This is a genomic window from Streptomyces sp. NBC_01426 (assembly GCF_036231985.1).
GTDB lineage: Bacteria > Actinomycetota > Actinomycetes > Streptomycetales > Streptomycetaceae > Streptomyces.
Map to the genome: position 1 here is coordinate 2,782,211 of NZ_CP109500.1, position 23,471 is coordinate 2,805,681.

General features: G+C 69.5%; 21 protein-coding genes. All 21 read right to left on the minus strand.

Going from position 1 to position 23,471, the window contains the following annotated elements; genetic code table 11:
- Nucleotides 1-10: 10 nt before the first annotated feature.
- The 21 genes from atpD to lysA all read right to left on the minus strand — a co-directional run bounded on the left by atpD (nt 11) and on the right by lysA (nt 23,460).
- Nucleotides 11-1,453: a F0F1 ATP synthase subunit beta gene (gene atpD, locus OG906_RS11970; protein ID WP_053677446.1), complete on the minus strand. Its 1,443-nt coding sequence runs from the start codon at nt 1,451-1,453 to the stop codon at nt 11-13.
- A complete protein-coding gene (locus tag OG906_RS11975) occupies nt 1,453-2,370 on the minus strand; it encodes a F0F1 ATP synthase subunit gamma (protein WP_053677443.1) in 918 nt (305 codons plus the stop codon). Before OG906_RS11975 ends, atpD begins: the two co-directional genes overlap by 1 nt.
- 20 nt (nt 2,371-2,390) lie before the next feature.
- Entirely contained in the window at nt 2,391-3,986 is a 1,596-nt protein-coding gene (gene atpA / locus OG906_RS11980) for a F0F1 ATP synthase subunit alpha (RefSeq protein WP_053677441.1), read from the minus strand.
- Nucleotides 3,987-4,113: 127 nt separating this feature from the next.
- Nucleotides 4,114-4,929: a F0F1 ATP synthase subunit delta gene (locus tag OG906_RS11985; protein WP_329442393.1), complete on the minus strand. Its 816-nt coding sequence runs from the start codon at nt 4,927-4,929 to the stop codon at nt 4,114-4,116.
- Nucleotides 4,926-5,471: a F0F1 ATP synthase subunit B gene (locus OG906_RS11990; protein ID WP_267798008.1), complete on the minus strand. Its 546-nt coding sequence runs from the start codon at nt 5,469-5,471 to the stop codon at nt 4,926-4,928. Before OG906_RS11990 ends, OG906_RS11985 begins: the two co-directional genes overlap by 4 nt.
- A 40-nt stretch (nt 5,472-5,511) precedes the next feature.
- Nucleotides 5,512-5,760 (minus strand): ATP synthase subunit C, encoded by a 249-nt coding sequence (locus OG906_RS11995; RefSeq protein ID WP_030008695.1) that lies wholly within the window; start codon nt 5,758-5,760, stop codon nt 5,512-5,514.
- 78 nt (nt 5,761-5,838) lie between these two features.
- Nucleotides 5,839-6,675 carry a F0F1 ATP synthase subunit A gene (gene atpB, locus OG906_RS12000; protein WP_267798032.1) on the minus strand — a complete coding sequence of 279 codons (837 nt, stop codon included), beginning with the start codon at nt 6,673-6,675 and terminating at the stop codon, nt 5,839-5,841.
- A gap of 210 nt (nt 6,676-6,885) precedes the next feature.
- Complete coding sequence (locus OG906_RS12005) at nt 6,886-7,332, minus strand: hypothetical protein (protein ID WP_267798009.1); 447 nt, start codon at nt 7,330-7,332, stop codon at nt 6,886-6,888.
- Between the two features lie 276 nt (nt 7,333-7,608).
- Nucleotides 7,609-8,955, minus strand: a complete 1,347-nt coding sequence (locus OG906_RS12010; RefSeq protein ID WP_267798033.1) for an MraY family glycosyltransferase — start codon at nt 8,953-8,955, stop codon at nt 7,609-7,611.
- A gap of 104 nt (nt 8,956-9,059) precedes the next feature.
- Complete coding sequence (glyA, locus tag OG906_RS12015) at nt 9,060-10,289, minus strand: serine hydroxymethyltransferase (RefSeq protein WP_329442396.1); 1,230 nt, start codon at nt 10,287-10,289, stop codon at nt 9,060-9,062.
- A 90-nt stretch (nt 10,290-10,379) separates the two neighbouring features.
- Complete coding sequence (locus OG906_RS12020; RefSeq protein WP_329442398.1) at nt 10,380-11,033, minus strand: arsenate reductase/protein-tyrosine-phosphatase family protein; 654 nt, start codon at nt 11,031-11,033, stop codon at nt 10,380-10,382.
- Complete coding sequence (locus OG906_RS12025; protein ID WP_267798011.1) at nt 11,030-11,677, minus strand: L-threonylcarbamoyladenylate synthase; 648 nt, start codon at nt 11,675-11,677, stop codon at nt 11,030-11,032. The genes OG906_RS12020 and OG906_RS12025 overlap by 4 nt, the downstream gene beginning before the upstream one ends.
- A gap of 46 nt (nt 11,678-11,723) precedes the next feature.
- Entirely contained in the window at nt 11,724-12,569 is an 846-nt protein-coding gene (gene prmC / locus OG906_RS12030; RefSeq protein ID WP_053677424.1) for a peptide chain release factor N(5)-glutamine methyltransferase, read from the minus strand.
- 48 nt (nt 12,570-12,617) lie between these two features.
- Nucleotides 12,618-13,697: a peptide chain release factor 1 gene (gene prfA / locus OG906_RS12035; RefSeq protein WP_267798013.1), complete on the minus strand. Its 1,080-nt coding sequence runs from the start codon at nt 13,695-13,697 to the stop codon at nt 12,618-12,620.
- 108 nt (nt 13,698-13,805) lie between these two features.
- Complete coding sequence (rpmE, locus tag OG906_RS12040; RefSeq protein WP_267798014.1) at nt 13,806-14,024, minus strand: 50S ribosomal protein L31; 219 nt, start codon at nt 14,022-14,024, stop codon at nt 13,806-13,808.
- Between the two features lie 190 nt (nt 14,025-14,214).
- Nucleotides 14,215-15,321, minus strand: coding sequence for an LCP family protein (locus OG906_RS12045; protein WP_329442402.1), 1,107 nt, complete (start codon nt 15,319-15,321; stop codon nt 14,215-14,217).
- Nucleotides 15,322-15,691: 370 nt separating this feature from the next.
- Nucleotides 15,692-17,854 (minus strand): transcription termination factor Rho, encoded by a 2,163-nt coding sequence (rho, locus tag OG906_RS12050; protein WP_329442404.1) that lies wholly within the window; start codon nt 17,852-17,854, stop codon nt 15,692-15,694.
- Between the two features lie 477 nt (nt 17,855-18,331).
- On the minus strand, nt 18,332-19,258 hold the full coding sequence (gene thrB, locus OG906_RS12055) for a homoserine kinase (protein WP_329442405.1): 927 nt from the start codon (nt 19,256-19,258) through the stop codon (nt 18,332-18,334).
- A 316-nt stretch (nt 19,259-19,574) separates the two neighbouring features.
- Nucleotides 19,575-20,645, minus strand: a complete 1,071-nt coding sequence (thrC, locus tag OG906_RS12060) for a threonine synthase (RefSeq protein WP_267798018.1) — start codon at nt 20,643-20,645, stop codon at nt 19,575-19,577.
- A gap of 6 nt (nt 20,646-20,651) precedes the next feature.
- Nucleotides 20,652-21,944, minus strand: a complete 1,293-nt coding sequence (locus OG906_RS12065; RefSeq protein WP_329442407.1) for a homoserine dehydrogenase — start codon at nt 21,942-21,944, stop codon at nt 20,652-20,654.
- A 124-nt stretch (nt 21,945-22,068) separates the two neighbouring features.
- The gene (gene lysA / locus OG906_RS12070) at nt 22,069-23,460 is read right to left on the minus strand and encodes a diaminopimelate decarboxylase (RefSeq protein WP_267825763.1); all 1,392 of its coding nucleotides are present in this window, start codon (nt 23,458-23,460) and stop codon (nt 22,069-22,071) included.
- Nucleotides 23,461-23,471 lie beyond the last annotated feature (11 nt).

Here is a 23,471-nt window from a genome sequence, read left to right on the forward strand (position 1 = left end):
GAGCGGGGCTTCAGGAGACGCCCAGCTCCTTGGCGTTGGCCTTCAGGTCCTCGATGCCACCGCACAGGAAGAACGCCTGCTCGGGGAAGTGGTCGTAGTCGCCGTCGCAGATCGCGTTGAACGCCACGATCGACTCCTCCAGCGGAACGTCCGAACCGTCCACGCCGGTGAACTGCTTCGCCACGTGGGTGTTCTGCGACAGGAAGCGCTCGACGCGACGGGCACGGTGGACAACGAGCTTGTCCTCCTCGCCCAGCTCGTCGATACCGAGGATCGCGATGATGTCCTGGAGGTCCTTGTACTTCTGGAGGATCCCCTTGACGCGCATCGCCGTGGCGTAGTGGTCCGCCGCGATGTACCGCGGGTCGAGGATGCGGGACGTCGAGTCCAGCGGGTCCACGGCCGGGTAGATGCCCTTCTCGGAGATCGGACGGGAGAGAACCGTCGTCGCGTCGAGGTGGGCGAAGGTGGTCGCCGGCGCCGGGTCGGTCAGGTCGTCCGCGGGGACGTAGATCGCCTGCATCGAGGTGATCGAGTGACCACGGGTCGAGGTGATGCGCTCCTGGAGGAGACCCATCTCGTCGGCCAGGTTCGGCTGGTAACCCACCGCGGAGGGCATGCGGCCGAGCAGGGTCGACACCTCGGAACCCGCCTGGGTGTACCGGAAGATGTTGTCGATGAAGAACAGCACGTCCTGCTTCTGCACATCGCGGAAGTACTCCGCCATGGTCAGACCGGCCAGGGCGACGCGCAGACGGGTGCCCGGGGGCTCGTCCATCTGACCGAAGACAAGCGCCGTCTTGTCGATGACGCCCGAGTCGGCCATTTCCTCGATGAGGTCGTTGCCCTCACGGGTACGCTCACCGACGCCCGCGAAGACCGACACACCGTCGTGGTTGTTGGCGACGCGGTAGATCATTTCCTGGATCAGAACGGTCTTGCCGACACCGGCACCACCGAACAGACCGATCTTTCCACCCTTGACGTACGGGGTGAGAAGGTCGATGACCTTGACGCCGGTCTCGAACATCTCGGTCTTCGACTCGAGCTCGTCGAAGCGGGGCGCCTTGCGGTGGATGGGCCAACGCTCGGTGACGTTGGCGTTCTCCTCCGGGTAGTTCAGCACCTCACCGAGGGTGTTGAACACCTTGCCCTTGGTGAAGTCACCGACGGGGACGGTGATGCCCTCGCCCGTGTCGGTCACCGGGGCCTGGCGGACCAGACCGTCGGTGGGCTGCATGGAGATGGTGCGGACCAGGCCGTCACCCAGGTGCTGGGCGACTTCCAGGGTCAGCGTCTTGAGCGCGCCGTCCTCGGCCGGGTCTGCGACCTGGACCTTCAGCGCGTTGTAGATCTCGGGCATGGCGTCGACGGGGAACTCCACGTCGACGACCGGGCCGATGACCCGGGCGACGCGGCCCGTGGCGGCGGCCGTCTCAACAGTGGTCGTCATTACTTGTCACTCCCCGCGGTCGCGTCAGCCATGGCGCTCGCGCCACCGACGATCTCGCTGATTTCCTGGGTGATTTCGGCCTGGCGGGCCGCGTTGGCAAGCCGGGAGAGGCTCTTGATGAGGTCTCCGGCGTTGTCGGTCGCCGACTTCATCGCGCGGCGGCGGGCGGCGTGCTCGGAAGCGGCCGACTGCAGCAGTGCGTTGTAGATGCGGCTCTCGACGTAGCGCGGCAGCAGGGCGTCGAGGACGTCCTCCGCCGACGGCTCGAAGTCGAACAGCGGAAGGATCTCGCCCTTCGCGCCGGACTCTTCTTCGGCCTTGTCGAGGCTGAGCGGCAGCATCCGGCCGTCGACCGCGTTCTGCGTCATCATCGACACGAATTCCGTGTAGACGATGTGCAGCTCGTCGACGCCGCCCTCGGCCGTTTCCTTCTGGATGGCCTCGATCAGCGGCTCCGCGACGCGCTTGGCGTCGGCGTAGGCCGGGCTGTCGGTGAAGCCGGTCCACGACTCCGCGACCTTGCGCTCGCGGAAGCCGAAGTAGGCCAGACCCTTACGGCCGACGATGAACGTGTCGACCTCCTTGCCCTCGCCGCGCAGCCGCTCGCTGAGCCGCTCCGCCTGCTTGATGGCATTCGAGGAGTAGCCGCCGGCCAGACCGCGGTCGCTCGTGATGAGCAGGACCGCGGCGCGTACCGGCGCCTCGACCTCGGTGGTCAGGGCGTGCTTGGTGTTCGAGCCGGTCGCCACCGCGGTCACCGCACGGGTGAGCTCGGTCGCGTACGGCATCGATGCCGCCACCTTGCGCTGCGCCTTGACGATGCGCGAGGCGGCGATCATCTCCATCGCCTTGGTGATCTTCTTGGTCGCCGTGACGGCACGGATGCGACGCTTGTAGACCCGGAGCTGCGCTCCCATGAGTCAGGTCCCTTCCGTCGTCACTTGGAGACGTTGACGGCCGGCGCGTCCTCGCCCAGAAGCTTGCCGTCCGAGGTCTCGAACTGCTGCTTGAAGGCGGCGATGGCGTCGGCGATCGACGTCAGGGTGTCGTCCGACATCTTGCCGCCCTCGGCGATGGAGGTGAGGAGGTCCTTGCGCTCGCGGCGCAGGTGCTCCAGCAGCTCCGACTCGAAGCGACGGATGTCGTTGACCGGGACCTCGTCCATCTTGCCGGTGGTACCGGCCCAGACGGAGACGACCTGCTCCTCGACGGGCATCGGCTGGTACTGGCCCTGCTTCAGCAGCTCGACCAGACGCTTGCCGCGCTCCAGCGAAGACTTCGAAGCGGCGTCCAGGTCGGAACCGAAGGCGGCGAACGCCTCCAGCTCGCGGTACTGGGCGAGGTCCAGGCGCAGACGGCCGGAAACCTGCTTCATCGCCTTGTGCTGGGCGGAGCCACCGACGCGGGAGACCGAGATACCGACGTTCAGCGCCGGGCGCTGGCCCGCGTTGAACAGGTCGGACTCCAGGAAGCACTGGCCGTCGGTGATGGAGATGACGTTGGTCGGGATGAACGCCGACACGTCGTTCGCCTTGGTCTCGACGATCGGCAGACCGGTCATCGAACCGGCACCCATGTCGTCGGAGAGCTTCGCGCAACGCTCCAGCAGACGGGAGTGCAAGTAGAAGACGTCACCCGGGTAGGCCTCGCGGCCCGGCGGGCGGCGCAGCAGCAGCGACACGGCGCGGTAGGCGTCGGCCTGCTTCGACAGGTCGTCGAAGATGATCAGGACGTGCTTGCCGGCGTACATCCAGTGCTGGCCGATGGCGGAACCGGTGTACGGCGCCAGGTACTTGAAGCCGGCCGGGTCGGACGCCGGGGCGGCGACGATCGTCGTGTACTCCAGCGCGCCGGCGTCTTCCAGGGCGCCGCGAACGGACGCGATGGTCGAGCCCTTCTGGCCGATGGCGACGTAGATGCAGCGAACCTGCTTGTTCACGTCGCCGGAGCGCCAGTTGTCGCGCTGGTTGATGATCGTGTCGACGGCCAGAGCGGTCTTGCCGGTCTGACGGTCGCCGATGATCAGCTGACGCTGGCCGCGGCCGATCGGCACCATCGCGTCGATGGCCTTGTAGCCGGTCTGCATGGGCTCGTGGACCGACTTGCGGACCATGACGCCCGGGGCCTGCAGCTCGAGGGCGCGGCGGCCTTCGGTCGCGATCTCGCCGAGACCGTCGATCGGGTTGCCGAGCGGGTCGACAACGCGGCCGAGGTAACCCTCGCCGACACCTACGGAGAGAACCTCACCGGTGCGCTGCACCGGCTGGCCCTCCTCGATGCCGCTGAACTCGCCGAGGACGACCGCACCGATCTCGCGCTCCTCGAGGTTGAGGGCGAGACCGAGGGTGCCGTCCTCGAACTTCAGCAGTTCGTTCGCCATGGCGGAGGGCAGGCCCTCCACCTTCGCGATGCCGTCGCCGGCAACGCTGACCGTTCCGACCTCCTCGCGCGAGGCCGCGTCCGGCTGGTACGACTGGACAAAGTTCTCCAGTGCGTCCCGGATCTCCTCCGGCCGGATCGTGAGCTCCGCCATCTGGGTTCCCTGCTCTCCTTGTTGGGCCTGAAGCTTCTTAGGGGTCTGGGGGCGACCCCCAGGAATCTTCTGCAAGTTCTGCACGGCCCAACCGGGCCGCTAGGAATGCTTTGTTATTGGTGGCTGGTCAGCCGGCCATGCGGCGGGTCGCCTCGGAGAGGCGGTCCGCGATGGTGCCGTCGATGACCTCGTCGCCGACCCGCACCACGATCCCGCCGAGGACCGTGGGGTCCACGTCGAGGTTGAGGTGCATCTGGCGGCCGTACAGCTTGGCCAGCACCGCGCCGAGACGCTGCTTCTGCGCGTCGCTGAGCGGAACCGCGGTGGTCACGATGGCGACCATGCGGTTGCGGCGCTCGGCGGCGAGCGTGGAAAGGGACTCCAGTCCCGCTTCCAGGCTACGTCCACGCGGGTGCGTGACGAGTCGGGTCACCAGTCGCTCGGTGACCGCGTTCGCCTTGCCGCCGAGCAGGCTGCGCAGCAGCTCGCTCTTGGCGGCGGCGGTGGCCGCCCGATCGGTCAGCGCGGAGCGCAGCCCGGTGTTCGAGGAGACGATCCGGCCGAACCGGAACAGCTCGTCCTCGACGTTGTCGAGCCCGTTCACCTGCTGGGCCGCGGTGAGGTCGGCGGTGGCCGCCAGTGCCTCGAGCGAGTCCACCAGGTCGCGGGACTGCGACCAGCGGGAGCGCGCCATGCCGGACACCAGGTCGAGGGTCTCCCCGCCCACCTGGTCCGCCAGCAGGCGACCCACCAGCTCGGCCTTGGCCTCGCCGGGCTGCGCCGGGTCCGTGATGACCCGACGCAGCGAGACCTCACGGTCGAGCAGCGCGGTGACGGCAGCCAGCTCACCGGCGAGCTTCGTCGCGTCGACGGACGTGTTGTCCATCAGCGCGTCGAGACGCTCACGCGCGGAGGCCAGTGCCTCGCGGCTCGCTCCGTTCATCGGGCGGCCTCGGCCTTCTCCTCGAGCTCGCCGAGGAAACGGTCGATCGTGCGGCTCTGTCGGGCGTGGTCCTCGAGGGACTCGCCGACGAGCTTTCCGGCCAGGTCGGTGGCGAGCTTGCCCACGTCCTGACGCAGTGCCTGCGAGGCGGCCTTGCGGTCCGCCGCGATCTGGGCGTGGCCGGCAGCGATGATCTCCTCACGCTGCCGCTGGCCCTCTGCGCGCAGTTCTTCCTTGAGCGCAGTGCCCTGCTCCAGCGCTTCCTGGCGCAGGCGCGCGGCCTCGTGCCGGGCCTCGGCGAGCTGAGCCTTGTACTGCTCGAGCACGCTCTGGGCCTCGGTCTGGGCTGCCTCGGCCTTCTCGATGCCACCCTCGATGGCCTCGCGACGCTCTTCCAGAACCTTGTTGATGTTCGGGAGGAGCTTCTTCGCGAGGAAACCGAAGACGATGACAAAGGCGATCAGGCCGATGACAAGCTCGGGGATCGGCGGGATGAGGGGGTTTTCCGCCTCTTCGGCCGCGAGCTGAACCAGAGGGTTCACATCAGTGCCTTCCGTCTAAAGGGTCTGTTCGCTACCGGGATCAGGAGGTCGGGTAGACGAACGGCATGACCAGACCGATGAGGGCGAGCGCCTCACAGAAGGCGAAGCCGAGGATCTGGTTGGCGCGGATCAGGCCGGCGGCCTCGGGCTGGCGGGCCAGCGCCTGGGTGCCGTTACCGAAGATGATGCCGACGCCGACGCCGGGGCCGATGGCCGCGAGGCCGTAACCGATGGAGCCGAGGTTGCCCTTGATTTCGACGCCAGCAGCGAGGGTCTGGAGAGCGGACATGCCGGTTCTTCCTTCTCTTTCATGGACCGGTGGGGGTTGGCCACCGGACGACTGTTGGTTTGGGGGTGGGGCGGCCGGTCAGTGGTGCTCGGCGACGGCGCCCTGAATGAAGCTGCAGGCCAGCAGCACGAAGACGTAGGCCTGGACAGCCTGGATGAAGAGCTCGAACGCAGTCATCACGATGACCATCACGAACGACACACCCGCGTAGGCGATGCCGATTCCGTTCAGCAGGTACCAGCTGGCGATCGTGAAGAGCAGCAGCAGGGTGTGGCCGGCGAACATGTTCGCGAAGAGACGGACCGCATGCGTGAACGGTCGGACGATCACGTTCGAGAAGAACTCGATCAGCATGACCAGCGGCAGGATTCCGCCGAGCGACTTGTCGTAGCCCGTGAGGTTCTTCAGACCGCCGACGAAGCCGTGGCGCTTGAAGGTGACCGACATCCACATGACGTAGATGACGAGGGCGAGAGCCGCCGGGTACGCGATGACCGCGGTCACCGGGAACTGCGCGAGCGGGATGATCGACCAGAGGTTCAGCATCCAGACGAAGAAGAACGTCGCGACCATGAAGGGGACGTACTTCTCGCCTTCCTTCTTGCCGAGCGTCTCGTAGACGATCCCGCGGCGCACGAAGTCGTATCCGGCTTCGGCGACCATCTGGAGCTTTCCGGGAACCAGCTTCGGCTTGCGGAAGGCGGCCCAGAAGAATCCGACGATGATGATCGACCCGAGCAGGGCCAACAGCATCGTCTTGTTGAAGTAGACGGTGCCGTCGATGTCGCCGAAGATCGGCTCGAACAGGAACGAGTGCAGGCCAGGAGCCGGGAAGCCACAGCCGTCGAAGATGTGGCAATCGGTCTCGAAGGCGAGCACCTGCGTCGGGTCAGCACTCACCGCGGGCTCCTTCAGCGTGGCGCATAGGTACGGCAACCTCGTTGTGTCGGCGCGGCGCACAGCCGCGGTTCGGCACGGGACTGGTCTTACGGATGTGGGGGCGGCTTGCAGGCAGTGAGCCTCGCGTTGAAGCAGGCGTCAGCTCAGATGCCTGCGCCCGCGATGCCGCAGTTGGCACCGGACGATAGCAGCATCTCGAACGCGCACTTATTCCGCCCCTACCGTTCACGAAGAGGACCCCGTGTTTTCGGGCTTCTCACCCTTGTCACGCTTGGCGGACTCGGGCTCGACGTAAAGGATCTTGGCCTTCATGTGCGCGCGCGTCTGCGCGGCGATCCAAGCAAGGGTCGCCGCGACGATGGTGATCGCGAATGCCCTGGGATTGAACAGCGTCGTGTTCTTGAACACGGCGACGAAGACGAAGAGCAGCAGGATCTGGGTCGTGTAGAGCGCCAGACCCATCATCTGGAACAGATGCGGCAGCGATCGTGCCGTCCGCTGCAGGATGACAAAACCGATCCCCATGAACAGGATCACGACGATCGTGGCCATGACGGCCCCGAGAGCCCCCTTCCCGCCGGCGACGACGCCGCTGACGGCAGCGGCCACAAGGCCGACCACAGCGGTGGGTACCGCGGTATGCAAAAGGGATCGGGCGTCATCGGACAGCATGGCGCATGGCTCCGCGTGATGGTGGGGGTATACGGGACTCGTACGGGACGAGCGTAAGCCCGGTCCGAGTGAGAGCCTCGGGCCAATGGACCGTCGCACTACGGTCCTTCGGCTCTGTCGCCGGGTTTAGTGAACGGTATCACAAAGTATTTGATGAGAGCTTTACCCGGTGGGTGTGCTGACTGTCACACATGAGAGTGACCCTGCGCGTGTGTGCAGGACAGCCATGTGACTTGTCTGGTAAAGGGAGTTCATGTCGGACATGCCCATCCGGCGTCAGCGCGCGGAACCGGCCTTACGCCGGTCGGGGAGGCGCGAACGGGGGCCAATGGCAGTCGCGCCGTTGACGCCGGACACCCCGGCCGCGATCGGGCGGGCCGGCTCGGGCTCCGTGCCGGTCGCGTCCCGCGCGGCCGCCTCGGCCGCCGCCTCCGCCGCCCGCTCCGCGTGCCGGTAGCGCGGCGGCACGAGACCCTCGGCCCACCTCGGCGCGCGCGGGGTGAACCGCGGCAGCAACAGGAGGACGAGGCCCAGGGCGCTCAGCGCCGCGATGGCCAGCACGATCCACATCGAGGTGGAGTGCACGGAGTAGGCCACCGCCCCGAAGGCGATCAGGCCGGACCAGAAGTACATGATGAGCACCGCGCGGCTGTGCGAGTGCCCCAGTTCCAGCAGCCGGTGGTGCAGGTGGCCGCGGTCGGCCGCGAACGGCGACTGGCCCTTCCAGGTGCGCCTGACGACGGCCAGCACCAGGTCGGCCATCGGGATCGCGATGATCGTCAGCGGCAGGACCAGCGGGATGAAGACGGGCAGCATCGCGTGGGTCGCGTTGCGCTCACCACCCGCGAACAGCGCCATGGTGTCGGGGTCCACCTGCCCGGTGATCGAGATCGCCGAGGCGGCCAGCACCAGGCCGATCAGCATCGAGCCGGAGTCGCCCATGAAGATGCGGGCCGGGTGCATGTTGTGCGGCAGGAAGCCGAGGCACATGCCCATCAGGATCGCGGCGAAGAGGGTGGCCGGGGCCGCCGCCTCGATGCCGTAGCCGAACCAGATCCGGTACGCGTAGAGGAAGAAGGCGCCGGTCGTGATGCAGACCATGCCGGCGGCGAGCCCGTCGAGGCCGTCGACGAAGTTCACGGCGTTGATGGTGAGCACGACGAGGGCGACGGTCAGCAGGTTGCCCTGCCACTGGGTGAGCGCGACGGTGCCGATGAAGGGGACCGGGATCCACAGGATCGTCAGACCCTGGATGACCATCACGCCCGCGGCGATCATCTGGGCGCCGAGCTTGATCAGGGCGTCGATCTCGAACTTGTCGTCGAGGACGCCCACCAGCCAGATCAGCGCCGCCCCGGAGAGCAGTGCCCGCGGTTCGTTCGAGGCCGTGAACACCGCGTTCAGGTTCTGCAGGTGGTCGGCGACCAGGAGGCCGGCGCACAGACCGCCGAACATCGCGATGCCGCCGAGCCTCGGCGTCGGTTCGCGGTGCACGTCACGCGCGCGCACCTCCGGCATGGCCCCGGCCGCGATCGCGAACTTCCGCACGGGCCCGGTCAGCAGGTAGGTCACCGCGACCGTGACGCACAGCGTCAGCAGATATTCACGCACGGGCTGCCCCAGATGTATCGCCGGCCATCTCAGCCCCACACATTAGCTGCGATGTACCCCACTCCGAGGACGCGCGGGGAGGCTACCGCGGTTGCGGTACGCCCGGCTTGTCCCTGTCAGTACCCATACGGTGGAAATTCGCGCGTCAGTTCTTCGACCTCCGTACGGGTTTTCGCGGCTTCCCCGTGGAGGGCGCTCGCAAACAGCGCTCCGATCCGCCGCATCTCGGCCCCGCCCATGCCCTGCGTGGTCACGGCCGCCGTGCCGAGGCGGAGCCCGCGCTGGTCCCCGTACGGGAGGGCGCAGGTGTCCAGCACGATCCCGGCGGCGGCCAGCCGGCCGCGCGCGGTCGGGCCGTCCAGCCCGAGGGGGGCCGGATCGACGCTGATCAGGTGGGTGTCGGTGCCGCCGGTCGTCACGAGGAAGCCGCCGGTCTCCAGCTCCTCGGCGAGGGCCCGGGCGTTGGCGACCACCCGATGGGCGTACGTGGTGAACGCGGGCCCGGCGGCCTCCCCGAAGGCCACGGCCTTGGCGGCGATGGTGTGCATCTGGGCGCCGCCCTGGGTGAAGGGGAACACCGCCCGGTCGACCCGTTCCGCGAACTCGGCGCCGCACAGGATCATCCCGCCGCGGGGTCCGCGCAGCACCTTGTGCGTGGTCGCGCAGATCACGTCCGCGTACGGGACGGGGCTGGGGGCCGCCCCGCCGGCGACCAGGCCGATCGGGTGCGCGGCGTCCGCGATCAGGAAGGCGCCGACCTCGTCGGCGATCTGGCGGAAGACCGCGTACTCGGGGTGGCGGGGGTAGCAGATCGAGCCACAGACGATGGCCTTGGGGCGGTGCCGGCGGGCGAGTTCGTGGACCTGTTCGTAGTCGATGTGGCCCGTCTCGGCGTCCACCCCGTAGCCGACGAACTCGAACCACTGGCCGGAGAAGTTCGCAGGTGAGCCGTGTGTGAGGTGCCCGCCGTACGGGAGTCCCATCGCCAGGACCGTGTCGCCGGGGCGCAGCAGCGCGGCGTACGCGGCGAGGACCGCGGAGGAACCGGAGTGCGGCTGCACATTGGCGTGATCCACCCCGAACAGGGCGCGGGCCCGCTCGACGGCGATCCGCTCGGCCAGGTCGGCGTACTCGCAGCCGCCGTGGTGGCGGGCGCCCGGGTAACCCTCGGCGTACTTGTTGGCGAGCGCCGATCCGAGGGCCGTGAGCACGGCGGGCGAGGTGAAGTTCTCGGCGGCGATCAGCTGGAGGGTGCCGGCCTGCCGTCGCGCCTCTCCGACGAGCACGTCGGCCATCTGCGGGTCCTGCTGCCGCAGCAGGTCCGTGGGCTGGGTGATGACGCTCATGGCGCGACTCCAGAGGCGTGTACCGGATACCGCCCACTGTAGGTCCGCGGTGCCCGTCGCGCCTTGCGGCGCACGCGCGGGGGTGAGGCCTCAGCGCCCGGCGGTGACGCCCGTCAGGGCCGTGACCACGGGGTCCAGGGCCTGGTTGATCTCGTCGCCGATGGAGCGGAAGAAGGTGATGGGGGCGCCGTACGGGTCGTACACCTCGTCGGCGTCCGGCGAGGGGGCCAGCAGCCAGCCGCGCAGCGCGGCGGCGGCCCGTACCAGGGCGCGGGCGCGCTCCGCCATGCCGTCGTCCAGCGGCGGCAGGGTGGCCGGATCTATCGCCCGCACGAGCCGGGTGAACTCCTTCAGCGTGAAGGTCCGCAGTCCCGCCGAGTGGCCCATGGAGATGACCTGCGCCCGGTGGTCCCGGGTCGCGGTGAGCACCAGGTCGGCGCGTATGACGTGCTCGTCCAGCAGCTCGCGTCCGGTGAACCCGGTCGCGTCGGCCCCGAAGTCGGCGAGGACGGCGGCGGCGTTGGCCTCCATGGGCGCCCCCTCGTGGCCCCAGGTGCCGGCGCTCTCCACGATGAGGTCCCCGGTCACGGGGCCGCCGAGGCGGTGCGACAGGGCGTGCCGCGTCAGCCGCTCGGTGATCGGCGAGCGGCACACGTTGCCGGTGCTGACGTGGAGTATGCGGAAGGATCCGCCCCCGGCCACGGCCGGGAGGTGTCCTGCTATGCCACGCCCCTCAGGGCTCACGGGGCCACCTCGAGGTCGGGTACGACCTCCCGCAGCTGGTCCGCGGTCAGCGCGCCCTCGCGCAGCAGGACCGGGACCTTCCCGGTGACATCGACGATCGACGACGGCTGGATGCCGGGCGTCGGCCCGCCGTCCAGGTACACGGACACGGAGTCGCCCAGCATCTCGCGGGCCGCGTCGCAGTCCTCCGGGGCCGGGTGCCCGGTCAGGTTCGCCGAGGACACGGCCATCGGGCCGACCTCGGTGAGCAGCTCGATCGCGACGGGGTGCAGGGGCATCCGCACGGCGACGGTGCCGCCGGTCTCCCCCAGGTCCCAGGCCAGCGACGGCTGGTGCTTGGCGACCAGCGTCAGCGCGCCCGGCCAGAAGGCGTCGACGAGTTCCCAGGCCTGCTCGGAGAAGTCCGTGACCAGGCCGTGCAGGGTGTTCGGCGAGCCGATGAGGACCGGGGTGGGCATGTTGCGGCCGCGCCCCTTGGCGGCGAGCAGGTCGCCGACGGCCTCGGCGCTGAAGGCGTCCGCACCGATCCCGTACAGGGTGTCGGTGGGCAGCACGACGAGCTCGCCGCGGCGCACGGCGGATGCGGCTTCGCGCAGGCCCGTCTTGCGGTCCGTCGCGTCGTTGCAGTCGTATCGCCGGGCCATCAGCGGGCCTCCTCAAGCAGCGGGGTGGTGACGGGAAGGGGCGCGCTCACGGCAGGGCCTTGCGGGCGGTGGCGAAGCGCGGGCGGTTGTTGAGGTCGGGGTGGTCGGCCGCGTCGGCCCAGCCCCGCTCCTCGGCGAAGATCCACGGGACCTGGCCGCCCTGGGTGTCGGCGTGCTCGATGACGACGATCCCGCCGGGTCGCAACAGCCGGTGGGCGGTGCGCTCGATGCCGCGGATGGTGTCGAGGCCGTCCTCGCCGGAGAACAGCGCCATCTCGGGGTCGTGGTCGCGGGCCTCGGGGGCGACGTACTCCCACTCGGTGAGCGGGATGTACGGCGGGTTCGAGATCACCAGGTCCACCTGGCCGTCCAGCTCGGGCAGCGCGCTCAGCGCGTCGCCCTGGTGGACGGTGACCCGGGAGCCCTCGGCGTTCTTGCGGGTCCACTGGAGGGCGTCCTCGGACAGCTCGACCGCGTGCACGCGCGAGCGCGGCACCTCCTGGGCCATGGCCAGGGCGATGGCCCCGGATCCGGCGCACAGGTCGACGATCAGCGGTTCGACGACGTCCATCGCCCGGACGGCCTGTATGGCCCAGTCGACGACCGACTCGGTCTCGGGCCGGGGCACGAAGACCCCGGGGCCGACCTGGAGCTCCAGGTACCGGAAGAAGGCACGGCCGGTGATGTGCTGGAGCGGCTCGCGGGCCTCGCGCCGGGCGATGGTCTCCCAGTACCGGGCGTCGAAGTCGGTGTCCTTGACGTGGTGCAGTTCCCCCCGTTTGACGCCGTGCACGAAGGCCGCGAGTTCCTCGGCGTCGAAGCGCGGTGAGGGCACGCCGGCGGCGGCCAGCCGCTGGGTGGCCTGGGCCACCTCGGCAAGCAGCAAGTTCACGCTGGTCCTCCGGGCTGCTGTCGTACGGGGGGGTGGTGCGGGTCTGGATCAGTGGGCGGCCGCGAGCTTGGCCGCGGAGTCGGTGTCGACGCAGGCCTGGATGACCGGGTCGAGGTCGCCGTCGAGCACCTGGTCCAAGTTGTACGCCTTGAAGCCGGTCCGGTGGTCCGAGATCCGGTTTTCCGGGTAGTTGTACGTGCGGATCTTCTCGGACCGGTCCACGCTGCGCACCTGGCTGCGGCGCACGTCGGAGGCCTCCTGCTCGGCCGCTTCCTGGGCCGCGGCGAGCAGCCGCGAGCGCAGGATGCGCATGGCCTGCTCCTTGTTCTGGAGCTGGCTCTTCTCGTTCTGGCAGGACGCGACGACACCGGTCGGGATGTGCGTGATGCGCACGGCCGAGTCGGTGGTGTTGACGGACTGGCCGCCGGGGCCCGAGGAGCGGTACACGTCGATGCGGAGGTCGTTCATGTTGACCTCGACCTCGACCTCCTCGGCTTCCGGGGTGACGAGCACGCCGGCGGCGGAGGTGTGGATGCGGCCCTGGGACTCGGTGGCCGGCACGCGCTGGACGCGGTGCACGCCGCCCTCGTACTTCAGCCGGGCCCAGACGCCCTGGCCGGGCTCGGTCGCGCCGTTGCCGCCCTTGGTGCGGACGGAGACCTGTACGTCCTTGTAGCCGCCGAGCTCGGACTCGGTGGCGTCGATGATCTCGGTCTTCCAGCCCACGCGCTCGGCGTAGCGCAGGTACATGCGCAGCAGGTCGCCCGCGAAGAGGGCGGACTCGTCGCCGCCCGCGCCGGCCTTGACCTCGAGGAGCACGTCCTTGTCGTCGCTGGGGTCGCGCGGAACGAGCAGCAGGCGGAGCTTCTCGGTGAGCTCTTCGCGCTGTGCGGTCAGTTCCTTGGCCTCGGCGGCGAAGTCGGGGTCGGTCGCCGCGAACTCCTTGGCCGTCTCGATGTCCTCGGCCGCCTGCTTCCACGCGCGGAAGGTGGCGATGATCGGCGTGAGCTCCGCGTAGCGCTTGTTCAGCTTGCGGGCGTTGGCCTGATCGGAGTGGACCGAAGGGTCGGCGAGCTTCTTTTCCAGATCGGCGTGCTCGCCGATCAGTTCCTCGACCGCCTCGAACATCGGGGGCTCCTGGAGATAAGTGAGAAAGGGCTGCGGGACGAGAAAGGCGCCGGCCCGGCTGCCCCCGTGTGAAACGGTGCGCAGCCGGGATCCGGCGCCGGAGGCTCGCTACTTCGAGCCGGCAGCCTTGCCGAAGCGGGCCTCGAAGCGGGCCACACGGCCACCGGTGTCGAGGATCTTCTGCTTGCCCGTGTAGAACGGGTGGCACTCGGAGCAGACCTCGGCACGGATGGTGCCCTCGGTCAGGGTGCTGTGGGTCGTGAACGACGCGCCACAGGTGCAGCTGACCTGGGTCTCGACGTACTGGGGGTGAACATCGCGCTTCAAGGTGTCTCCTAGATTCGGGAGGGCGCCGGGTCGCAGGAGCCGAATTGCGCACTGCGTGAACCGGGGCCGACAGACCAGTCTGCCAGGACCGGGCCGCCTGTCAAAATTCTGAGGACGCCCTCGTCAACAGGGAGCGGCGGGCATCTATTCCGGCCCCCGGAGGAACCGCCCTGACCTGCGGTGACTCGCGTCAGGGGCTCTGCACGATCGACCCGGCCGCGCCCTTGTCCCCGGCCGAGTTCGCCGTGGCCTCGGCCGGAATCGGCTGGTCGGCGAGCAGGGAGTCCCAGACCATCTTGGACTCCTTGGTGAGCGGGACGACCCGGTTGGGGTCGACGGGGTCGCCGGCCACCGGGAGGGTGATCATCTGCATGTCCGCGCCGTCGATGCCCTGGAGGCCCTGCGCGAAGCCCATCAGGGACTTCACGTCGCCGAGCGCCCGGTCGGTGGTGATCGCCTTGGTGGCTGAGTCCGCGAGGTCGAGCAGCCGCTTGGGGTTGTCGAAGACGCCGACGCTCTTGACCTGCTTGATCAGCGCCTTGATGAAGGCCTGCTGGAGTTGTATTCGTCCCAGGTCGCTGCCGTCGCCGACGCTCTTGCGGGTCCGGACGAGGCCGAGGGCCTGTTCACCGTTGAGCTTGTTGGCGCCGGCCGGGAGGTCGAGGTGGCTGGCGCCGTCCTTGATCGGCTTGTTGGTGGTGACCTCGACGCCGCCGAGGTTGTCGATGATCTTCTTGAAGCCCGTGAAGTCGACCTCGATGTAGTGGTCCATGCGGATCCCCGAGATCTTCTCGACGGTCTTGACCGCGCAGACGGCCCCGCCGACCGTGAAGGCCTCGTTGAACTGCGAGCGGTTGCCGCCCTGGTCCGTCTTTCCGTCCGAGGTCTCGCAGGAGGGTCGCTTCACGATGGTGTCGCGCGGTATCGACACCACGCTCGCCTTCTTGTGGCCCTCGTACAGGTGGATGATCATCGCGGTGTCGGAGCGGGCGGAGCCGCCGTCGTCGCGGCCGTACTCGCCGTTGGCCCCGCCGCGCGAGTCCGAGCCGAGGACGAGGATGTCCATCGAGCCGTTGTCGACGTTCTGCGGGCGGTCGCTGCCGAGGGCCTGGTCGATGTCGACGCTCTTCAGGTTCCCGTTGAACTTGAAGTAGAAGTAGCCGAGTCCCCCGCCGCCCAGCACGACCACGCCGGCGGCCGTCCACGCGGCGACGGTGAGGGCCTTGCGGCGCCGCGGCGGCGGCTTGCGTCGGCGCCCTCCGCCGGTGGCGCGGCGGCCCGTGCTGTCCTCGCTCATGGTCTCCTCAGTCCTGCGTACGGCGCCCGGCCCGGTCGGCCGATCTCCCCCTGCTGCCCCCTCACACAGACGGACCAACGTCCCTCAGGGTTCCATGCCCGCAGCCCTGATCCGGTCCCCTCCCGGGCCGCAGGTACGGGGAACGGCACCGTTCGCCGGGGCGCTCGCCTGGGGTTTCCCGACGGGAGGGGGCGGCGCGCACGGGGGTGCCGTAGGGGCGGGAGTGTGTCGAACGTCGCACCGAGTGCCGACAGCATGTACGCCGCGTGTACGAACCGGCGTACGCCCGCGGTGCCCGTACACGACGAGACCGCCCCCGTCGCGGATGCGGCGGGGGCGGTCTCGGTCGGACGTGCGGTTACGGCGACGGTCAGTCGTCGTTCTTGCCCGCGGGCGTCGTCTTGGCGATCTGCATCAGGAACTCGGCGTTCGACTTCGTCTGCTTCATCTTGTCGAGCAGCAGCTCGATCGCCTGCTGCGAGTCGAGGGCGTGCAGCACCCGACGCAGCTTCCAGACGATGGCGAGCTCCTCCGCGTTGAGGAGGATCTCCTCCTTGCGGGTGCCCGACGGGTCGACGTCGACGGCCGGGAAGATGCGCTTGTCGGCGAGCTTGCGGTCGAGCTTGAGCTCCATGTTGCCGGTGCCCTTGAACTCCTCGAAGATCACCTCGTCCATGCGCGAGCCGGTGTCGACCAGCGCGGTGGCCAGGATGGTCAGCGAGCCGCCGTCCTCGATGTTGCGCGCGGCACCGAAGAAGCGCTTCGGCGGGTACAGCGCGGTCGAGTCGACACCACCGGACAGGATGCGACCGGAGGCGGGCGCCGCGAGGTTGTACGCGCGGCCCAGACGGGTGATGGAGTCCAGCAGGACGACCACGTCGTGACCCAGCTCGACGAGACGCTTGGCGCGCTCGATGGCCAGCTCGGCGACGGTGGTGTGGTCCTCGGCCGGACGGTCGAAGGTCGAGGAGATGACCTCGCCCTTGACCGACCGCTGCATGTCGGTGACCTCTTCCGGACGCTCGTCGACCAGGACGACCATCAGGTGGCACTCGGGGTTGTTGACCGTGATCGCGTTGGCGATGGCCTGCATGATCATGGTCTTGCCGGTCTTCGGCGGGGCCACGATCAGACCGCGCTGGCCCTTGCCGATCGGTGCGACGAGGTCGATGATGCGGGTCGTCAGCACGCCCGGGTCGGTCTCCAGACGGAGCCGGTCCTGCGGGTACAGGGGCGTCAGCTTCTGGAACTCCGGCCGGCCGCGGCCGGATTCGGGCGCCATGCCGTTGACGGAGTCCAGGCGCACGAGGGCGTTGAACTTCTCGCGGCGCTCGCCGTCCTTGGGCTGACGGACCGCACCGGTGGTGTGGTCGCCCTTGCGCAGACCGGCCTTGCGGACCTGGGCGAGGGAGACGTACACGTCGTTCGGGCCGGGCAGGTAGCCGGAGGTCCGGATGAACGCGTAGTTGTCGAGGATGTCGAGGATGCCCGCGACGGGGATCAGGACGTCGTCGTCGGCGACCTGCGGCTCGCTCGGCGCGAACTCGTCACGGCCACGACGGCCGCGACGGTCGCGGTAGCGGCCACGACGGCCGCGACGGCCGTCCTCACCGTCGAAGTCGTCCTGGGGGCCGTTGTCCTGACGGTCCTGACGACCCTGCTGGCCCTGGTTCTGGCCCTGGCCCTGGCCGCGGCCGCCCTGCTGCTGACGGTCGCCGCGGTCCGGGCGGTCGCCGCGGTCCTGCCGGCCTCCGCCCTGAGCGCCCTGACCGGCCTGGCCCTGACCCGTCTGGGGCTGGGTCTGGCCGCCCTGACCCTGGCCGGCCTGGCCCTGGTCGTCGGCCTTGGCGCCGCGGTCGCGGCGGTCGCGCCGGCCGTCGCCGCGCTCGGCACGGTCACCGCGGTCGCGACGGTCGCGGCGACCGCGACCCTCGCCGGCCTCCTGGGCCTGACCCTGTCCACCGGAGACGGCGGTCGCGGCCTCGGCCTTGACGTCGGTCTGCGCGGCGGGGGCGGTCTCGGTCTTCTGCTCGACCTGCACGGCGACGGGCGCCGCGGACTCCGGGCTTCCGGAGGGGGCGGTGGCACGACGCCGGCGACGCTCGCCGGCCGGGGCGTCTTCTGCCCCGCGCTCGGTTTCGCTCGCGCGGGAGGGGCCCCCGGCCGGCTGGCCCGGAATGTCGATCTGGGCCTGCTGAGCGGCCTTCTCGACGGGCGCCTCGGCGGCGACGTCGCCCGTGCGGGCCTTGCTGGTGGCGCGGCGCTTCGGCTTGGCCTCGGCGGTGTCCGCGGCGGCGGCCTTGGGGGCGCTGCCGCCCGCCTGCGCCTCCTTGATGACCTCGATCAGCTGGCTCTTGCGCATGCGCGCGGTGCCCCTGATACCGAGGCCGGACGCGACCTGCTGAAGCTCGGCCAGGACCATGCCGTCGAGGCCGGTGCCGGAGCGGCGGCGCTTGGGCGCGGCGCCCGCGGCGGGGGCACTGGTGTCGACGTTGGTGTCGGCAGCGCCCATCAGATCGGTGGTGTCGCTCACGAAGGGTCCTTCCCTGGAGCGGACGTCGGCCTGTCTGGCTCGGCGACCGGTTGTGCTGTCCGACAACAGACCATGACGTGAGGGGTCATGGACCGCGGCCGGGGCGGTGGTCCGCCGGTAGAGATACGGCGGAGAGAAACGTGCGTGGGTGGTTCCGGCGAGAAGCCCCCGAGCTGAAAGCGTGGGAATGTCACGCCGATTCCGGAGCGTGCTCGAAACTGCTGGTGACGATCAAAGCAGTCGGGGAGGCTCCCGGAAGAAAGGTGGTCCCGAATGGGGACACTGAGCACCGAGCCATGGCGGCTTCGGATGCGCACTTGAGACTAACACTACCGGATCCAACAGACATTCCCCCTCTCAATCACCGGCTGTAACGCCCTTCCGCGCGGGCGGCCTGCCCGGCCGCCCGCCCTGGTCACTGGCCGGCCCTTCCCTTTTTCGGCCGCGCCTTTTCGGCCTCGGCCATTCGGGAAAGGCTCAGCCGCCCTGCGTGCCCAGCGGAAGTACGCTCGCGCCCGCGGCGTCGAGGGCGAGCCGGTTCGCGGCCCACCCCTCGCCCGCGAGCCGCGCGACCTTGTCGGCCGCACCGTTGTCGACCAGCGCGAGGACCGTGGGGCCCGCGCCGGAGATGACCGCGGGAATGCCGTCCGCCCGCAGTCGGCCCACCAGTGCCACGCTCTCGGGCATCGCCGGGGACCGGTAATCCTGGTGCAGCCGGTCCTCGGTGGCGGGCAGCAGCAGCTCGGGACGCCTGGTCAGGGCCTCCACGAGCAGGCCCGCACGACCCGCGTTCACGGCCGCGTCCACATGCGGGACGGTGCGCGGAAGCAGGCCGCGCGCGGTCTCGGTCAGGACGGGCCTGGACGGCACGAAGACCACCGGAACGATGGAATCGGCGGGCTCCATACGGATGGCCTTGGCGCTGCCGCCGTCCATCCAGGCGAGGGTGAAACCGCCGAGGAGACAGGCGGCGACGTTGTCGGGGTGGCCCTCGATCTCGGTGGCGAGTTCCAGCAGCGCGGCGTCGTCGAGCTTCGATTCCCCGCCTATCGTCACCGCGCGGGCGGCGACGATGCCGGCGCAGATCGCGGCGGAGGAGGAGCCCAGGCCCCGACCGTGCGGGATCCGGTTGGCACAGACGACTTCCAGACCGCGCGGCTGTCCGCCCAGCAGGTCGAAGGCGGTGCGCATGGAACGCACGAGGAGGTGGCTCTCGTCGCGCGGGAGGGTGTCGGCGCCCTCACCGGCGATGTCGATGTTCAGGCCGGAGTCGGCGACCCGGACGACCACGTCGTCGTAGAGCCCCAGGGCCAGACCGAGGGCGTCGAAGCCCGGGCCGAGGTTGGCGCTGCTGGCGGGGACGCGCACTCGTACGGCGGCGGCGCGGAACGCTGGACCTGCCATCGGTCGATGACACTCCTTGTGACTGTGCGAGATCTGGTGCTGGGCGGGATCTTCGCTGCGAATGTACTGGAGAACGCACGACACCCGAAGGCCCGTGGGGCAGCACCGAGTCATATGCGCGGTGGCGGATGTAAGTACAGCGTATCGAAGGAAGGTTCTCTCGCGACATAGGGCGCACAGGAGGCGCACGATGCGTGTCGTGTTCTTCCGCTGAATTCCGTTGTCTTTTGTGCCGTACGGACCGAGTTGCCGGATTCCGGGGACTTCCGGAATCCGGCAACTCGGCGAGGGGTCCGACCGGGGTCGGATCCCGGGGTCAGATCAGGCCGAGCCGGGCGGCCGCGGCCTCGGCGTCCACCGGGATGGTGACGGGCTGCGGGGCGCCGGCGACAGCCCAGTCGGGGTCCTTCAGACCGTTGCCGGTGACCGTGCAGACGATCTTCTGGCCGGGGTCGACCAGACCGAGATCGGCGGCCTTGAGCAGGCCGGCCACCGAGGCGGCCGAGGCGGGTTCGACGAAGACGCCCTCCTGCGCGGCCAACAGGCGGTAGGCCGCGAGGATCTGGCGGTCCGTCACCTCGTCGATGAAGCCGCCCGACTCGTCCCGCGCCTGGAGGGCGTAGTCCCAGGAGGCCGGGTTGCCGATCCGGATGGCGGTGGCGATGGTGTGCGGCTCCTTGACGACCTCGCCGCGCACGATGGGCGCGGAACCGGAGGCCTGGAAGCCCCACACGCGGGGCGTACGGGAGGACAGACCGTCGGCCTTGTACTCCTTGAAGCCCTTCCAGTACGCGGTGATGTTGCCGGCGTTGCCGACGGGCAGCACGTGGATGTCGGGGGCGTCACCGAGCGCGTCGACGATCTCGAACGCGGCCGTCTTCTGACCCTCGATGCGCACCGGATTGACGGAATTGACCAGCGCCACCGGGTAGTTGTCGGACAGCGCGCGGGCCAGGTCCAGGCAGTCGTCGAAGTTGCCGTCGACCTGCAGGATCTTGGCGCCGTGCACGAGGGCCTGGCCCATCTTGCCGAGCGCGATCTTGCCGCGCGGCACGAGGACCGCGCAGACCATGCCGGCGCGGACCGCGTAGGCCGCGGCCGAGGCCGAGGTGTTGCCGGTGGAGGCGCAGATGACGGCCTTGGCGCCCTCCTCCTTGGCCCGGGTGATCGCCATCGTCATGCCGCGGTCCTTGAAGGACCCGGTGGGGTTGGCACCCTCGACCTTCAGGTGGACCTCACAGCCCGTGCGCTCGGAGAGCAACTGGGCCGGGACGAGGGGAGTACCGCCCTCACGGAGCGTGACCACCGGAGTCGTGGCCGTGACCGGCAGGCGGTCCCGGTACTCCTCGATGATGCCGCGCCACTGGTGGGTGCGATTGCTGCTCATGGGTCCTTACTCCCCTTCAACACGCATGATGCTGTCGACACCGCGCACGGTGTCCAGCTTCCGCAGCGCCTCGACGGTCCCGGAGAGGGCGGCGTCGTGCGCGCGGTGAGTGACGACGACGAGGGAGGCCTCGCCGTCCTTGCCCTGCTGCCGGACGGTGTCGATAGAGACACCGTGCTCCGCGAACGTCGTCGCCACCTGGGCGAGGACGCCCGGCTTGTCCGCCACATCGAGGCTGATGTGGTAGCGCGTGACGACATCGCCCATGGTGCTGACCGGCAGCTGGGTGTACGCCGACTCGCCGGGCCCCGTTGCCTCGGCGAGCTTGTTGCGGCAGACGGCGACGAGGTCGCCGAGGACCGCGGACGCGGTGGGGGCACCGCCCGCGCCGGGCCCGTAGAACATGAGCCGACCGGCGGCCTCCGCCTCGACGAAGACGGCGTTGTACGCCTCGCGGACGGACGCCAGCGGGTGGCTGAGCGGGATCATCGCGGGGTGCACGCGGGCGGTGACGGACTGGCCGTCGGCGGCGCGCTCCAGGATCGCGAGGAGCTTGATGGTGCAGCCCATCCGCTTGGCGGAGGCGAAGTCCGCGGCGCTGACCTCGGTCATGCCCTCGCGGTACACGTCGTCGAGGCGGGCCCGGGTGTGGAAGGCGATGCCGGCGAGGATCGCGGCCTTGGCGGCGGCGTCGTAGCCCTCGACGTCGGCAGTCGGGTCGGCCTCGGCATAACCGAGGGCGGTGGCCTCGTCGAGGGCCTCCTGGTAGCCCGCGCCGGTCGAGTCCATCTTGTCGAGGATGAAGTTCGTCGTGCCGTTGACGATGCCCATCACCCGGTTGATCTTGTCGCCGGCGAGGGACTCGCGCATCGGGCGGACCAGCGGGATGGCGCCGGCGACGGCCGCCTCGTAGTACAGGTCCAGCCCCGCGGCGTCGGCCGCGGCGTGCAGCGCGGCGCCATCCTGGGCGAGCAGCGCCTTGTTCGCCGAGACCACGGAGATGCCGTGCTCGAACGCGGTGTGGATGAGGGCGCGGGCCGGCTCGATGCCGCCGATGACCTCGATGGCGACGTCGATGTCACCGCGTTTGAGGAGGGCGGTCGCGTCGGTGGTGACGAGCGCCGGGTCGATGCCCTCGCGCACCTTGGAGGGGCGGCGCACGGCCACGCCGGCGAGCTCGACGGGCGCGCCGATCCTGGCCGTGAGGTCTTCGGCGTGCGTCGTCATGATGCGCGCCACCTCTGAGCCGACCACTCCACAGCCCAGCAGCGCCACCTTCAGCGGACGCGTACGCATCATTCGACCTACGCCTTTCGATCTTCCATCGCTACCCGGAGCGCCGTTTGCACACCAGGTGTGAACCAGTCTCACTCAATGGACAGCAGTTTCCATCCTCGGTCCATTGAGTGAGACGTCTATTTCATCATCCGAGGTCGAGACTCAGGAGATCCTCCTCCGTCTCCCGACGGACGATCACGCGCGCCTGTCCGTCGCGCACAGCGACGACGGGCGGGCGCAGCGAGTGGTTGTAGTTGCTGGCCATGGAGCGGCAGTACGCGCCGGTGGCGGGTACGGCCAGCAGGTCGCCCGGGGCCAGGTCGGCCGGCAGGAACGCGTCCTTGACCACGATGTCGCCGCTCTCGCAGTGCTTGCCGACGACGCGGACGAGCATCGGTTCGGCGTCGGAGACGCGCGAGACCAGGTTGACCGTGTACTCGGCGTCGTAGAGGGCGGTACGGATGTTGTCGGACATGCCGCCGTCGACGGACACGTACGTCCGCAGCCCCTCCAGCGGCTTGATCGTGCCGACCTCGTACAGGGTGAAGGCCGTCGGGCCGACGATCGCCCGTCCGGGTTCCACGGAGATCCGCGGGGCGCGCAGCCCGGCCGACTCGCATTCGCGGGCGACGATCTCGTGCAGGGCCTTCGCGATCTCGTGGGGCTCGCGCGGGTCGTCCGCGGAGGTGTAGGCGATGCCGAGGCCGCCGCCCAGGTCGATCTCCGGGAGTTCGATGCCGTGCTCGTCGCGGACGGCGGCCAGCAGCCGGACCACGCGCTTGGCCGACACCTCGAAGCCCGCCATGTCGAAGATCTGCGAGCCGATGTGGGAGTGGACGCCGAGCAGCTCCAGGCTGTCGTGTCCGAGTGCGCGGCGCACGGCCTCGGCGGCGGAGCCGTCCGCGACGGCGATGCCGAACTTCTGGTCCTCGTGGGCGGTGGCGATGAACTCGTGGGTGTGCGCCTCCACGCCGACGGTCACGCGGATCTGCACCGGCTGCCGTACGCCCAGCTCACGCGCGATGTGCGCGACGCGGGCGATCTCCTGGTAGGAGTCGAGGACGATGCGACCGACGCCGGCCTCGATGGCGCGGGTGATCTCGGCGACGGACTTGTTGTTGCCGTGGAAGGCGATGCGCTCGGCGGGCATCTCGGCGGCGAGCGCCGTGGCCAGCTCGCCACCGGAGCAGACGTCGAGGTTGAGCCCCTCTTCCTTGAGCCACTTCACGACGGCCTTGGATAGGAACGCCTTGCCGGCATAGAACACGTCCGCGTCCGGCCCGAAGGCGTGTGCCCAGGCGCGGCAGCGGGCGCGGAAGTCCGCCTCGTCGAGGAAGAAGGCGGGTGTCCCGAACTCCTCGGCGAGCCGGGTCACTTCGACTCCCCCGACGCTGACCACGCCGTCGTCGCCGCGCGTGACGGTCCGGGCCCAGACCTTCTCGTCGAGCGCGTTCAGGTCGGCGGGCGGCGGGGCGTAGTGGCCCTCGGGCAGGACGTCGGCGTGGCGGGGGCCGGCGGGGTGCGCGGAACGGCTCATCGAAATCTCTC

Bases quoted from the DNA above. Each gene is read 5' to 3' on its own strand.
- atpD (WP_053677446.1), bottom strand. From the start codon at position 1,453: ATGACGACCACTGTTGAGACGGCCGCCGCCACGGGCCGCGTCGCCCGG.
- OG906_RS11975 (WP_053677443.1), bottom strand. From the start codon at position 2,370: ATGGGAGCGCAGCTCCGGGTCTACAAGCGTCGCATCCGTGCCGTCACG.
- atpA (WP_053677441.1), bottom strand. From the start codon at position 3,986: ATGGCGGAGCTCACGATCCGGCCGGAGGAGATCCGGGACGCACTGGAG.
- OG906_RS11985 (WP_329442393.1), bottom strand. From the start codon at position 4,929: ATGAACGGAGCGAGCCGCGAGGCACTGGCCTCCGCGCGTGAGCGTCTC.
- OG906_RS11995 (WP_030008695.1), bottom strand. From the start codon at position 5,760: ATGTCCGCTCTCCAGACCCTCGCTGCTGGCGTCGAAATCAAGGGCAAC.
- OG906_RS12005 (WP_267798009.1), bottom strand. From the start codon at position 7,332: ATGCTGTCCGATGACGCCCGATCCCTTTTGCATACCGCGGTACCCACC.
- glyA (WP_329442396.1), bottom strand. From the start codon at position 10,289: ATGAGCGTCATCACCCAGCCCACGGACCTGCTGCGGCAGCAGGACCCG.
- OG906_RS12025 (WP_267798011.1), bottom strand. From the start codon at position 11,677: ATGGCCCGGCGATACGACTGCAACGACGCGACGGACCGCAAGACGGGC.
- prfA (WP_267798013.1), bottom strand. From the start codon at position 13,697: ATGTTCGAGGCGGTCGAGGAACTGATCGGCGAGCACGCCGATCTGGAA.
- OG906_RS12045 (WP_329442402.1), bottom strand. From the start codon at position 15,321: ATGAGCGAGGACAGCACGGGCCGCCGCGCCACCGGCGGAGGGCGCCGA.
- thrB (WP_329442405.1), bottom strand. From the start codon at position 19,258: ATGGCAGGTCCAGCGTTCCGCGCCGCCGCCGTACGAGTGCGCGTCCCC.
- thrC (WP_267798018.1), bottom strand. From the start codon at position 20,645: ATGAGCAGCAATCGCACCCACCAGTGGCGCGGCATCATCGAGGAGTAC.
- OG906_RS12065 (WP_329442407.1), bottom strand. From the start codon at position 21,944: ATGATGCGTACGCGTCCGCTGAAGGTGGCGCTGCTGGGCTGTGGAGTG.
- lysA (WP_267825763.1), bottom strand. From the start codon at position 23,460: ATGAGCCGTTCCGCGCACCCCGCCGGCCCCCGCCACGCCGACGTCCTG.